The sequence below is a fragment of the Ensifer adhaerens genome, from assembly GCF_002007205.1.
Classification (GTDB): Bacteria; Pseudomonadota; Alphaproteobacteria; order Rhizobiales; family Rhizobiaceae; genus Ensifer; species Ensifer adhaerens_D.
This window is the reverse complement of the sequence record NZ_LAZS01000006.1, coordinates 783,966-796,562: the sequence shown is the minus strand read 5'-3', so window position 1 is coordinate 796,562 and position 12,597 is coordinate 783,966. Positions and strand designations below refer to the sequence as shown.

10 protein-coding genes are annotated in these 12,597 nt (G+C 63.8%); 4 read left to right on the top strand and 6 right to left on the bottom strand.

The annotated features are described in order from the left end of the window. Window positions 1-113 precede the first annotated feature (113 nt). Window positions 114-968, bottom strand: coding sequence for a MurR/RpiR family transcriptional regulator (locus XB14_RS16455; RefSeq protein WP_077962642.1), 855 nt, complete (start codon window positions 966-968; stop codon window positions 114-116). A gap of 246 nt (window positions 969-1,214) precedes the next feature. Further along, window positions 1,215-2,342, bottom strand: coding sequence for a Gfo/Idh/MocA family protein (locus XB14_RS16450; RefSeq protein WP_077962641.1), 1,128 nt, complete (start codon window positions 2,340-2,342; stop codon window positions 1,215-1,217). A gap of 271 nt (window positions 2,343-2,613) precedes the next feature. On the opposite strand from XB14_RS16450, the gene XB14_RS16445 reads away from it, so the two are divergent. Further along, window positions 2,614-3,420, top strand: coding sequence for a class II glutamine amidotransferase (locus XB14_RS16445; protein WP_077962640.1), 807 nt, complete (start codon window positions 2,614-2,616; stop codon window positions 3,418-3,420). Between the two features lie 202 nt (window positions 3,421-3,622). On the opposite strand, the gene coaBC is transcribed toward XB14_RS16445, so the two are convergent. Beyond that, complete coding sequence (gene coaBC / locus XB14_RS16440; protein ID WP_077962639.1) at window positions 3,623-4,837, bottom strand: bifunctional phosphopantothenoylcysteine decarboxylase/phosphopantothenate--cysteine ligase CoaBC; 1,215 nt, start codon at window positions 4,835-4,837, stop codon at window positions 3,623-3,625. Between the two features lie 333 nt (window positions 4,838-5,170). Here coaBC and XB14_RS16435 point away from each other — a divergent pair, with 333 nt between their 5' ends. Further along, the gene (locus tag XB14_RS16435) at window positions 5,171-6,982 is read left to right on the top strand and encodes a diguanylate cyclase (RefSeq protein ID WP_077962638.1); all 1,812 of its coding nucleotides are present in this window, start codon (window positions 5,171-5,173) and stop codon (window positions 6,980-6,982) included. Between the two features lie 161 nt (window positions 6,983-7,143). Next, the gene (locus XB14_RS16430; protein ID WP_077962637.1) at window positions 7,144-8,724 is read left to right on the top strand and encodes an ABC-F family ATP-binding cassette domain-containing protein; all 1,581 of its coding nucleotides are present in this window, start codon (window positions 7,144-7,146) and stop codon (window positions 8,722-8,724) included. A 13-nt stretch (window positions 8,725-8,737) separates the two neighbouring features. Here XB14_RS16430 and XB14_RS16425 read toward each other — a convergent pair whose 3' ends face one another. Beyond that, window positions 8,738-9,640 (bottom strand): cation diffusion facilitator family transporter, encoded by a 903-nt coding sequence (locus XB14_RS16425; protein WP_077962636.1) that lies wholly within the window; start codon window positions 9,638-9,640, stop codon window positions 8,738-8,740. A gap of 215 nt (window positions 9,641-9,855) precedes the next feature. Between XB14_RS16425 and XB14_RS16420 the strand changes: the two genes are divergently transcribed. After that, window positions 9,856-10,644, top strand: coding sequence for a DUF4239 domain-containing protein (locus XB14_RS16420; protein ID WP_077962635.1), 789 nt, complete (start codon window positions 9,856-9,858; stop codon window positions 10,642-10,644). Here XB14_RS16420 and XB14_RS16415 read toward each other — a convergent pair. Both XB14_RS16415 and XB14_RS16410 read right to left on the bottom strand, forming a co-directional pair. Then, a complete protein-coding gene (locus tag XB14_RS16415) occupies window positions 10,641-11,909 on the bottom strand; it encodes an MFS transporter (RefSeq protein ID WP_234804058.1) in 1,269 nt (422 codons plus the stop codon). The two genes, XB14_RS16420 and XB14_RS16415, sit on opposite strands and share 4 nt — an antisense overlap. A gap of 212 nt (window positions 11,910-12,121) precedes the next feature. Beyond that, on the bottom strand, window positions 12,122-12,592 hold the full coding sequence (locus XB14_RS16410) for a nucleoside deaminase (RefSeq protein WP_077962633.1): 471 nt from the start codon (window positions 12,590-12,592) through the stop codon (window positions 12,122-12,124). Between the last annotated feature and the right edge of the window lie 5 nt (window positions 12,593-12,597).

Below are 12,597 nucleotides of genomic sequence, written 5' to 3'. Positions count from 1 at the left end.
CGCGGACACCTTGGCGGGCCCGACCATTTCCGTACTGTGGGTGATGGCGGTATGAAACATAAATTCCGACGTTTCGTCAATATGGAATTTTCATTCCATTCATTCCGTTTGTGCTATTTCTCCTCCGCCAGCCGCTGCCGCTTCTCGGCAATGGCGACCGTCAGCGCCATGGCGAAGGCCATGCTGGCGGAAAGAGAACGGAAACCGGCATGGTCGGCCTCGACCAGTTCGAACCAGACCTTCGAGGATTCTGCCAAGGGCGAGAAGGCCGAGTCCGTCAGCGACACGACGGGCACCTTGCGTTCGGCGAGAAGCCGCGCCTGGGCCGCACTTTCGGAGGCGTAGGGCGAGAAGCTGACGGCAAAGGCGGCATCGTTTTTCGTCGCCATCGCCAGCATGTCCTCGTCGATGCCGGCGGCGGTGCCGACGAGCTGGTATTTCACCTTCAGCTTGCCGAAGGCATAGGCCATGTAGCTGGAGATCGGATAGGAGCGGCGCTTGGCGATCAGGTAGACGGTGTCGGCCTTGGCGAGGATATCGACGGCGCGTTCGAAGGCTTCAGGATCCACCGAGGAGGCGATGTTGTCGAGCGAGCGGTGGGCGGCAGCGACGAAGCCGTTGAAGATCGAACCGCTTTCGAGCTTGCTGTGGTCGTTGGCGCTGAGCGCCTTCAGCCGGTCCTCATAGCCGGGTGTGCGCTCACGCAGCCGGGCGCGAAAAATCTGCTGCAGGCTGGAAAAGCCCTCGAAGCCGAAATGCTGGGCGAAGCGCACCAGCGTCGACGGCTGCACTTCGGCGGAAGTCGCGATGCTCGCTGCCGTGCCGAAGGCGATTTCATCGGGATTGTCGAGCGAATAGGCGGCAACCTGGCGCAGCCGTTTCGGCAGCTCCGCCTTGCGTTCCAGAATGGCGGCTTTCAGCGCCTCGAAATCCTGCGGCACCTCTGTCGTCGTTTCCGGCATGGCCATGTCTCGCTCGTCTCCCTCGATGTCAGTCTGGCTTTCGGCCTCACCCTAATCGATTAGTCGGGAACGGGATAGAACAGGCATTCTATTTTTCTCGGAGCATGTCCAGGAAAAGTGCGCAGCGGTTTTGCGTCCGAAATGCGCAGCAAGACGGGCGGCATTTCCAGCAAAAGTGCGTAGCGGTTTAGCGTCCCGACGTGCGTGCAAAAATAGATGGTTTTCCTACGACACGCCGGCCGTCGAAGCCGCCTAGATCCGCACCCATTCGTTTGTCTTGGCCGATTGATAGGTCGCCGAAAGCACCTTCTGCACCTCGTAGCCTTCGCGGAAATCGGTCGAGGGAGACTTGCCGCCGGCGATGGCGTCGAGGAACTCCTTCACCTCGATGGCCTTCAGGTCGTTGAAGCCGATCTGGTGGCCCGGCGCTACGCAGAACGCGCCATAGGGCGGATGCTCCGGTCCGGCCCAGATGGTGCGGAAGCCGCGGGTGCGGATATCATCGCCGATCTTGTAGAGGCGGATTTCGTTCAGCCGCTCCTGGGTGAAGACGATGCTGCCCTTCGAACCGTAGATCTCGAAATCGTGCTGCATCTTGCGGCCTGTCGCGATCCAGCTTGCCTCGAAGCTGCCGGTGGCGCCGTTTTCGAAGCGCACGAAGGCACGCGTGATGTCGTCGACTTCGACCGCGCGGGTTTCGCTGGAGCCGGCGGCTACCGGGCGTTCCGGGATCTGGATGATCGTTTCGGCGAGCACCTGCTTGATCGGCCCGACCAGGTGGCGCATGGAGGCGATGATGTGGCTGCCGATATCGGCGAGCGCGCCGCCGCCGCTGGCCGGGTTCAGGCGCCAGCCCCACGGAACCTGCGCGTCGGCCATGAAGTCTTCCGCATGGATGCCGCGCATCGAGCGGATTTCGCCGATCTCGCCGCTTGCGATGATGTCCTTGGCAAGGAAGATCAGCGGGTTCTTCAGATAGTTGAAGCCGACCTGGGTGACGACACCTGCTTTTTCCGCTGCCTCGACCATCTCGCGGCATTCGGCAACCGTCGGCGCCAGTGGTTTTTCGCAATAGACATGCTTGCCATGGGCGATGGCCGCCAGCGCCATTTCCTTGTGCAGCAGGTTCGGCGTGGTGATGTCGATGATGTCGATGTCCGGATCGGTCAGAAGTTCGCGCCAGTCGGCCGTCGCCTTGCGGAAGCCGAGCTGGCCGCGCGCACGCTCGGCACTTTCGACGGTCACGTCGGCGACCGAAACGAGATCGAGCTCGAAGGGCAGGTCGAAGACCCGCGCCGCGATGGTGAAGCCGAGCGCATGGGCCTTGCCCATGAAGCCCGTGCCGATCAGGCCGATCCCGAGTTTGCGCTTGCTGCTCATACTGAATTCCTCCCTGGCGGCGCTGCCGTATTGGGCTGAAATGAAATGAATTGTGCAAGTTTTGTCAATATGGAATATTTGTTCGAAATGTTGCGGCAGTGCCGAAACTGTGCCGTCCGAAACAGCCAAATCTGTGCGTTCCGGCTAACCTCACCTTGACGAAGGGGGAATGTGTTAACGCATTTTTACCATGTTCCGTTGAAACATCGCATTTCGTCATGGTTAACGAATCGCCTCGCATTGGATGGGGCGGAGCTGGAGTGAAATCAGCATGTGCCGCTGGGCAGCCTATCGCGGAGAGCCGCTCTATCTCGAGGAACTGGTGACCTCTCCGGCGCACTCGCTGATCGAACAGTCCCATTGCGCGACGCGGGCGAAAACCGCCACCAACGGCGACGGCTTCGGCATCGCCTGGTATGGCGATCACCCGGAGCCGGGACGGTATCGCGATATCCTGCCCGCCTGGTCCGATTGCAACCTGAAGAGCATCGCACGGCAGATACGCTCGCCGCTCTTCCTCGCCCATGTGCGCGCCGCAACCGGCGGCGGCACCAGGCGCGACAACTGTCATCCCTTCGTCTTCGGCCGCTGGTCCTTCATGCACAACGGCCAGATCGGCGATTTCGAGCATCTGCGCCGGCCGATGGAAAGCATGCTCGACAACGACCTCTATTCGGCGCGCACGGGCACGACGGATTCCGAGCTTCTGTTCCTGCTCGCCATGCAGTTCGGGCTCGATCGCGATCCACTCGGTGCGATCGCCGAAGCGCTCGCCTTCATCGAGCAGCTTGCCGAACATCTGGAGCGCCAGGTGCTGGTCCGCTTTACCGCCGCCTTCTCCGATGGTCACGATCTCTACGCCGTGCGCTATGCCTCCGACTGGAAGGCACCGACGCTCTATGCCGCACCGATGGGCCCGAGCGGCGGCTATTGCCTCGTCTCCGAACCGCTCAACGACGACGACAGCGCCTGGGTCGAAATCCCCGACGGCACCGCGGTCATCGTCGGCGAGAATGGCGTTGATGTTCGGCTGTTTTCGACCAAAGGTGCTCCGGTCCGGTCGCGGCATCTCGCCTGAGGCGGGATGGCTTACCACTTTGACGAACGGCGCTAGCCCCTCATCCGGCTGCCGCCACCTTCTCCCCGCGAGCGGGGAGAAGGGACAATGCCGCACTCTCCCTACTCTACGTGCTTGCTGCGAACGCTTCGTTGACGCAGGGCACGTCCCCTCGCCCCGCCTGCGGGGAGAGGGTTAGGGTGAGGGGGCAGTCGTCGATTGCTCAGCCTTTCAGCGCCAACTGCTCTGCAATCATCGCAGCCAGCTTCTCCGCCACGGCGTCCTTGTCCATCTCCGGCCAGTCGTCGTTGCCGGCAGCGGAAATCAGTTTCACCTTGTTGCGGTCGCCGCCCATTATGCCGGTTGCAGGCGAAACGTCGTTGGCGAGGATGAAGTCGGCGCCCTTGCGCTCGAGCTTGGCGCGACCGTTGTCGGCGACGTTCTCGGTCTCGGCGGCAAAACCGATGACGAGCTTCGGCCGCTTGGCATGATGGCCGACCGTTTTCAGGATATCGGGGTTTTCCGCAAGCTGCAGCGGAGGCGGGGCCTCGCCCGGCTTCTTCTTAATTTTGTTGCCGGCGGCTGTGGCCACCCGCCAGTCGGCAACGGCGGCGACCATGACCGCGACATCGGCGGGAAGGGCGGCAAGCACCGCGTCGCGCATCTCCTCGGCCCGCTCCACATGCACGACCCTGACGCTCGCCGGATCCGGGATCGTCACCGGGCCGGAGACCAGCGTGACGTCGGCACCCAGTTTCGCCAGTGCCGCAGCAATCGCATGGCCCTGCTTGCCGGAGGAGCGGTTAGCGATGTAGCGCACCGGGTCGATCGGCTCATGCGTCGGCCCTGAGGTGACGATGACGCGGCGCCCGGCAAGCGGCTTCGGCGCATCGGCAAGAAGATGCTCGACGGCGGCGGCGATCGCCAGCGGCTCGCTCATCCGGCCTTCGCCGGCCTCGCCGCTTTCCGCCATCTCGCCGGCTTCCGGGCCGATAAAGCGGATGCCGTCCCTGGCAAGCGTCGTCCGGTTGCGGCGCGTTGCCGGATGCGCCCACATCTTCGGGTTCATCGCCGGCGCAACCAGTACTGGCCGGTCGGTTGCCAGCAGGATGGTCGAGGCGAGATCGTCGGCGTGGCCGTTCGCCATCTTCGCCATCAGGTCGGCGGTTGCCGGTGCTACGACGATCAGATCGCATTCGCGTGCGAGGCGAATATGGCCGACGTCCTGTTCGTCCTCGCGCGAAAAGAGATCGAGATAGACATGCGAGGCCGAAAGCGCGCCGACGGCAAGCGGCGTTACGAACTGTTGCGCGCCAGCCGTCATGACCGGCCGCACGCTCGCCCCGCGTTCGCGCAGGCGGCGGATGAGGTCGAGGCTCTTATAGGCCGCGATACCGCCGGAGATGATGAGGAGAATACGCTTGCCCGACAGTGTCATTTGCACCCGGCCTTTCGGCCGTCCTCTCGCCCGGCAAAGGCCGCCGAGCCTACGCGATACCAGAACTTTTACCACCGCTGGCTTTGCCAGCGGCTCTGACGTCGAACCTACTTGAGCGATAGGCCGGGCGCAACGTGTCCCACTTGCGGAGACCGGCTGAACCGACATCGGGCCGCTACGCATTTTGCTACGCTCGTGCTTGGGTATTGTTTCCGTCCGTGGCGCACAATGGAACAAAAGCCGTGCGGTCCGCTTCAACCTGTTCCGGGCCTGTTGCCGAAGCCTGATAATGCGGTTAATCCGCTTTCAATCCGCGGGGGCTAAGCTTCTTCCATGCGCATAAATGCGATCACCAATTGGGCCTATGGCGTAACCGTCCTGCTGACGGGGCTTTCCGGCGCTGCCTTCATCCTGTCGACGGACAGCGCGATCAAGGAGCGACAGGCGGTTGAGCAGCATCTGGTGCTCGATACGCTTGGCGAAGAGCTTGCACTCGGCGCGGAGATGCGAAGCGACGAAGCGCGTCTCTATGTCATGCGCGGCGACGAGCGTCATCTCGAAGCCTTCCATCGCGCCGAAGAGGAGGAGCGCCAGCGCGAGGAGGCGACAAAGACCGCGGCGAACTTTGGTGCGTCACCGGGCGAGATCGCCGCCTTGCAGGAAATCGTTCGCGAGGCGGAAGCGCTCGACAGGATCGAGGTTGCCGCCATCGAGGCCTATCAGAAGGGCGACAGCACAGGCGCGCAGGAAAAGCTCTTCGGGCCCGAGCACGAGCGTCTGCAGACGGCCCTTCTCGACACCGTGGCGCGGTTCAGGGATCTGACCAACGTTCGCACCGGCGCGGCCCTCAATGCGGCGCAGGAGCGCAGCGATTGGTACGCGGCCGCCGCCAAGACGATGCTCGGCATCACCGCCGCCCTGTTCTTGAGCGTGCTCTACTTCATCCTCAAGCGTCGCGTCGCCATGCCGCTCACCCGCATGAGCGGCATCGTCACGCGGCTTGCCGAGCAGGATTACGCTGTGGAAGTCCCGCTCGACCGGCGCAGCGACGAGATCGGCGAGATGAACAAGGCGATCCACATCTTCCGGGAAAACGGCCTGGAACGGGATCGGCTGGACGCGGAGCGACGACTGGACCAGCAGACGAAAGACCTGATCCTGCAGATGATGCACCGGCTGCAGGCCTGCCAGAGCCAGCAGGAACTGGCCGAGGTCGTCGCCCGCTTCGCGCCGCAGGTCTTCCCCAACCTCGCCGGCCACCTCTACGTCCTGAACGACGGCCGCACGCATCTGACCCGCGTCGGCACCTGGCTCGATCCTGAGCATTCGGCACCATCCTTCCCGTCGAGCGCCTGCTGGGGGCTCCGCCGCGGCCGGCCGCATGTCAGCAACCGCGGCCACAGCGACATCGCCTGCCAGCACCTCGACGATGATGGCGTGACCGGCCTCTGCGTGCCGTTGACGGCGCAGGGCGATACGATCGGCCTTCTCTACTTCGAGGAACGGTCTGAGGAAGAGTTCGCGGTCGAGGCGTCGCGCCTCTATCTCGAACTGATCGCAGAAAACATCGGGCTCGCCGTCGCCAATCTGCAACTTCGCGAGAAGCTCACCAATCTCGCGGTGCGCGATGCGCTGACGGGACTACTCAACCGGCGTTGCCTGGACGAGGCGCTGAACCGTGAGCCGCGCGGGCAGGGCGGCAAGCCGCTCACCTGCCTGATGATCGACATCGACCACTTCAAGCGCTTCAACGACGAGTTCGGCCATGATGCCGGCGACGTCGTCATGCAGTATGTGGCGCAGATCATCGTCGATACGGTCGGCGATGCCGGCAGTGCCTATCGGTTCGGCGGCGAGGAATTCACGGTGCTGATGCCCGATGTCGGAGAGGCCGCAGGCTTCGAGCTTGCCGAGCGTCTGCGAACGAAGATCGGCACGACGCCGCTCTCGCATCGCGGCCGCATCCTGGGCACGGTTTCGGTCTCGGTCGGCATTGCCTCGGCCCCCGACGACGGACCGGTCGCCACGCTTCTGACCCGCGCCGATGCCGCTCTTCTCGACGCCAAGAACCACGGTCGAAACCGAAGCGTGCGGGCCTCCGGCCTGGCCTTCGGCGACGACGAGGCGCGACGCAGTCTCGCCTGATCTTCCCTTCACTACTGCGCGGCATCGAACGTCTCGCCTTGAAACGGGCGCATTCGATGCTATCTATTGCCGCGATAGAAATTTGAACAGGATACACGCATCGATGGATTTCACCCTGACCGCCAAGCCGAACCGTCTTGCCATCAGGGAAACACGTATCCATGCCTGCTTCGATTTCACTCTCCCAAATTTCGTGGTCCACGCCTGAGGGCCGAAGCCTTCTCTCCGATCTTGATCTGACCTTCGGTCCTGTTCGCACCGGCCTTGTCGGTCGTAATGGCGTTGGAAAATCCACGCTGCTGCGACTGGTCGAAGGGTCGCTGGCGCCGCAGGCCGGCAAGGTCACCGTCGTCGGCAGCCTCGGCGTGCTCAGCCAGACCGTTCAGGTCGCAGCCGACGAGACCGTCGCCGATCTCTTCGGCGTCACCGGCGCGCTTGCCGTCCTTAGCCGAGCGGAGGAGGGGTGCGCCACCATGGACGAACTGGCCTCCGCCGACTGGACGCTGGAAGCCCGCATGGAGGAAGCGCTTGCGCGCGTCGGTCTGGATGCCTCGGCGCAAACGCGCATCGCTGCCCTGTCCGGCGGGCAGATGACCCGCGTGAAGCTCGCTGCCCTTGTCTTCAAGGAACCGGATTTCATCCTGCTCGACGAACCGACCAACAATCTCGATCGTGAGGGGCGGGCGGCCGTTGCCGCGCTGATGGCTGGCTGGCGCTGCGGCGCCATCGTCGTCAGCCATGATCGCGAACTCCTGGAAGAGATGGATGCGATCGTCGAACTGACGTCGCTCGGCGCTGCGACCTATGGCGGCAACTGGAGCCACTATCGCGAGCGCAAGGCGATCGAGCTGGCGTCAGCCCGTCACGATCTCGCCGATGCCGAGCGGCGTCTGGCCGAGGTCGAGCGCAAGACCCAGGAGACGGCCGAACGCAAGGCGCGCAAGGATGCCGCCGGCCGCCGCAAGCGCGCCAAGGGCGACGAGCCGCTGCTCCTGCTCGACGCCAGGAAGGAGCGCAGCGAAAAGACCGGCGGCGACAATGCCCGCCTTGCGGAGCGGAGACGGGACCAGGCGGTCGGCGATCTCGTCGAAGCGCGCGAACGCATCGAAATCCTGCAGCCGCTGACTGTTCGCCTGCCGCTGACCGGCCTGCCTGCCGGCCGCAGCGTCCTGCAGCTCGATGATGTCAGTATTGGCTATGAACGGGGAAAGCCCATCATCGACCGGCTATCGCTCTCGATCGTCGGTCCGCAGCGCGTTGCGCTCACCGGCCGCAACGGCTCGGGCAAGACGACACTGCTGTCGCTGCTGACAGGCGATCTGCAGCCGTGGTCCGGCAGCGCGCGCGTGCTCGTCGATCACGCCATGCTCGACCAAAAGGTGAGCCTGCTCGATCCCGCGCTCTCGATCCGCGACAATTTCCGGATCCTCAACCCTGCTGCCAGCGAAAACGATTGCCGGGCGGCACTCGCCCGCTTCATGTTCCGGGCAGACGCAGCCCTGCAGCTCGTCTCGAGCCTCAGCGGCGGCCAGATGCTACGCGCCGGTCTCGCCTGTGTGCTGAGCGGCAGCAAGCCGCCCCAGCTCCTGATCCTCGACGAGCCGACCAACCATCTCGACATCGATTCCATCGAGGCGGTCGAGGCGGGGCTCAGGGCCTATGACGGCGCGCTGCTGGTCGTCAGCCACGATCAGGCCTTTCTCGAGGCGATCGGCATCACCAAGCGGATCGCGCTTTCGTGATGGGAAGAAATGACTACTCCGCCCAGCGGGCCTCGCCGGTAAAGGCGATCGTCAGCCAGCGGTCGTGGCCGGGATCGCCGATCTCCTCGCCGATCTCGGCGCGGATCCGGTCGAGCTCGGCGAGCGTGCCGACCTTGGTTTCCGGCGTTCCGATCAGGTAGACCTCGATCGTCTTGGAGCGCCCGACCTTGGCGACATAGGTGCGGTAATCGGCAAAGCCGTGGCGTGTGACGGCGTTCGCGGCCGCCTGCCGCACGCGCTCGTCAAGCTCGGCGGGTGCGACGAGGAAGATCTCCTTCAGCGCCTGGAAGACCGTGCGGATCGGCAGCGGGATCAGGCAGAGCGTCAGCACGATCAGGATCGCCGGGTCGACATAGGGCGTGACGTATTCGTAGGCCGTGCCCTTCAGGGCGGCGGCGATCACGAAGGCGACGAGCAGCGCGGAGGTGATCGCACCGGACATCGCCCAGGCGCGCACGTCGAGCGCCAGGAATTCTGAGCCGATCGGCCGGTTCGCCCGGCGTACATAGAAGAACATGAAGGCGCAGATCACCACGACGACGGCGGCATAGGCGATCGCCCAGTCGAAGGCGAGGTGGTTGCCGCCTGATAGAATAGAGCCGACGGCGTTTACCATCGCGTAGAAGGACAGCAGCGTCAGAAGGCCGGCATTGAAGAGCAGCACCATCGGCTCGATGTGCCAGAAACCCATCTGGAAGCGCTTGCTCGGCTTCGGGATCAGTTGCGTCACGCCAAGCGCAAGCAACGTCATGGAGGCGTCGACGGCCGAGAAGACGCCGTCGAACACGATGGAGACCGAGCCCGATAGCAGACCGAAGATAACGCCCGTCACCCCGACGACCACGGTGGCCGCGATCGATTGTTTGAGGACTGTCTGTTCGCTTGGCGCACTCATGATCTTGTTTTTACTCCAGTTTTGGTGCGGTGCTTAGGCGTTGGCAGTGTCGAAATGGTGGCGAGGCGGGTGGCTGACGCTGCAAGCATAGCGTTTCGGCCCGCCGCAAGACAGCCGCCAGGGCCCGGTCCGGGGCGTGCAGCCGTTGTCTTTCGCCGATCGTGGGCTCAGAATTGACGAAAGCCCGCGGCAGGAGAATGGGCTGTGGAGGGGACATGATCGTCGAGATGCTGGTCGGTGCTCTCTTCGTGTGTGGCACGGTCGCCCTGACGCTTGCTTCATACTTCCTGATGCGGTCGGTCATGGGCGGCGAGGCCGAGGGCCATGAAAAGGAGCTGGCCAGTTCGGTCATCTTCCGGATCTCGGCACTGCATGGCCTGATCCTTGCGCTCGTCTTCGCGCAGGAGATGGTCGAGTACCAGCAACTCAAATACGAAATGGCGACCGAAGCCGGCGCTATTGCCGACATCTACTATGATGCCGCACACTACGGCGAAGCCTTCAAGGCACCGATCCAGCAGGCGATCTCCGCCTACGTATCCCAGGTGATCGACGGCGAGTGGCAGTCATTGGCCGACAAGGGCCGTCTCTCGAATGAGGCCTGGGCGTTCTGGGACAATGCCTACCAGCATGTGCTGAACCTTGCGCCCGCCGATAAACGCCAGGAGAGCCTGCGCAGTCAGATGTTGGAACGCCTGCACGACATTTCGCAGAGCCGGACCAAGCGGGAAAGCAACGTCGCGGACCAGATCGACAGCATCTTCTGGTTTGCGGCGCTGTCCGGCGTGATCTTCATCGCGCTCGCCTACTATTCCTATCCGCCGAGACGGCGGAACCTGCTGCTGCTCTGCCTCTTCGGCGCCTACACCGGCATCATCCTGTTCCTGATCTACGCCTTCTCCAATCCGTATCAGCCGCCGGCAGCAATGGCGCCGGGGCCGCTCGAACGGGTGCAGCAGCAGATCAACGCGTCGCTCCCTTCGAACAGCGGATCAAGGCGCTAGGCGAGTTGGCCCAGCCGCAGGATGTCCCCACGGAGGGCGCCGCTGTCGGATGCATCGGCGCGCGCCGCCTCAGGACGGGGCGGCGGCATGGAATGGCCGATGGCAAATAGAAGCGCACCTGCCGCCGCAAACACCCCGAACAACAGGAACATGCCGGCGCCGCCGACGGCGCCGAGCGCGAGGCCGCCCATGAGCGGCCCGAGGAAGTTTCCAAACGTCGAGAGCGAATGGGCACCGAAATAGGTGCCACGGTTGCCGGCGTTGGAAATGCCGTCGACCAGCACATATTCCGACGGGACGACAAGCACTTCGCCGATGGTGAAGAGAATCATCGAGGCGACGAGCATTTCCATTCCGGACGAGGCGGCAAAGCCGATCTCGCCGAACAGGAACAGCAGGCAGCCGAGCGACAGGGCGCGCAAGGCACCGATCCGTTCGATGACGAAGCGGGCCGGCGTGCTGGCGACCAGCACCGTTATCGCGTTGGTCGAAACCAGAAGCGCGAAAAGCGTGACGCCGTCCTCAAAGCCGGTATTGAGATACTGCGACAGGGTCACCGACCACTGACCGTGAACGGCGAGAAGCAGCGTGCCGCCGACGACGAAGAAGACCAGGCGTCGATCGCGCAAGGCGGCGAGGAGCCCGCGCCAGCCGTCTGCATTTCCGGACCTTCGTTCGGTTTCGACCGCCTGCCTATTTTTGGCTTCCGGCACGGTGAGGAAGAGCACGAAGCCGAAGACCGCGTGTATGACGCCGGCGATGACGAACAGCGTCACATAGGCAGCACCGACCCATACGCCGATCAACGGCCCGATCGCCCAGCCGGCATTGATGGCGAGGTATCGCCAGGAGAAAACCTTGAGGCGCAGGCGCTCAGGCGCCGCATCGCTCATCAAAGCGCGCGCGACCGGCTCAAAAACGGCGGCGGCAACGGCAGAAACGATGTGTGCCAGCGCGAAGGCCGCGATCGATTGCGCCAGTCCGAGTCCGGCCAGCGCCAATCCGGCCATGAAGAGCGCTGCGGTCAGCACGCCTTTTCGGCCAATCCGATCGGAGAGCGTGCCGGCGAAGGGGCTGACGATCGCGCCGAGCAGTGGACCCACGCCGATCAGAGCCCCGATGCTGGCGGGGTTGAGGCCGAAGTCACGCTGGAGGCGGATCGCAAGGAAAGTCAGGCTCATGCCCTTGGCGATCGTCACCACGCCGGAGCCCGCTATGAGAAGCAACGCGACGAAGCGGCCCGCTTTTTCGGAATAGGCAGTCATCAATGGCACCTGCAGGCTGGAGGCCGCTCCGTTTTCTCGTGGGGTGGAAGCGGGGCAAAAAGGAAGAAACGCCTATGCGATTACAGCCGACACGTGTGTTCGGCAAGGGGCGTGATTTCCCAGTCGGTCCTGGCATGAAAAGAAAAGCCCGAGGCGGCCATCGGCCGCCCCGGGGCTGCTTCGCAACGTGAGGGCCGGGCTGGCCCGTTGGCTCAATCCTCGTCCTGCCGCTGCTTCCAGGCCGCATAAAGCGGTGTCGTCTCGGCATCATCGACCGGCACATGGCGGAAGCGCATGGCCTGCTCGGCGAGCGGTTTTGCCAGTTCCGCATAGATCGCTGCGGTCGAGAGGCCAAAGGGTTCGGCGTCGGCATTCGAGTTCGCATAGGCGATCTCGGTGATCCCGGCCATTCGCATGGCCGCAAGGCACATCGGGCAGGGCTGGCCGCTGGCATAGACCGCAGCACCTTCGAGCCGCGGGGAGCGAAGGTTTTGGGCGGCGGCGCGCAGCGCATTCAGTTCCGCATGCGAGGTCGGATCGCCTGATGACAACATCTCGTTGACGCCGCGGCCGACGATCTCGCCATCCTTGACGACGACGGCGCCGAAGGGGCGTCCGCCTTTCTCGATGTTGCGACGGGCAAGCGTTACCGCCTCGGCCAGATAGGTCTGTTCCTGGGTCATGAGAG

Bases quoted from the DNA above. Each gene is read 5' to 3' on its own strand.
- XB14_RS16455 (WP_077962642.1), bottom strand. From the start codon at position 968: ATGGCCATGCCGGAAACGACGACAGAGGTGCCGCAGGATTTCGAGGCG.
- XB14_RS16450 (WP_077962641.1), bottom strand. From the start codon at position 2,342: ATGAGCAGCAAGCGCAAACTCGGGATCGGCCTGATCGGCACGGGCTTC.
- XB14_RS16445 (WP_077962640.1), top strand. From the start codon at position 2,614: ATGTGCCGCTGGGCAGCCTATCGCGGAGAGCCGCTCTATCTCGAGGAA.
- coaBC (WP_077962639.1), bottom strand. From the start codon at position 4,837: ATGACACTGTCGGGCAAGCGTATTCTCCTCATCATCTCCGGCGGTATC.
- XB14_RS16435 (WP_077962638.1), top strand. From the start codon at position 5,171: ATGCGCATAAATGCGATCACCAATTGGGCCTATGGCGTAACCGTCCTG.
- XB14_RS16430 (WP_077962637.1), top strand. From the start codon at position 7,144: ATGCCTGCTTCGATTTCACTCTCCCAAATTTCGTGGTCCACGCCTGAG.
- XB14_RS16425 (WP_077962636.1), bottom strand. From the start codon at position 9,640: ATGAGTGCGCCAAGCGAACAGACAGTCCTCAAACAATCGATCGCGGCC.
- XB14_RS16420 (WP_077962635.1), top strand. From the start codon at position 9,856: ATGATCGTCGAGATGCTGGTCGGTGCTCTCTTCGTGTGTGGCACGGTC.
- XB14_RS16415 (WP_234804058.1), bottom strand. From the start codon at position 11,909: ATGACTGCCTATTCCGAAAAAGCGGGCCGCTTCGTCGCGTTGCTTCTC.
- XB14_RS16410 (WP_077962633.1), bottom strand. From the start codon at position 12,592: ATGACCCAGGAACAGACCTATCTGGCCGAGGCGGTAACGCTTGCCCGT.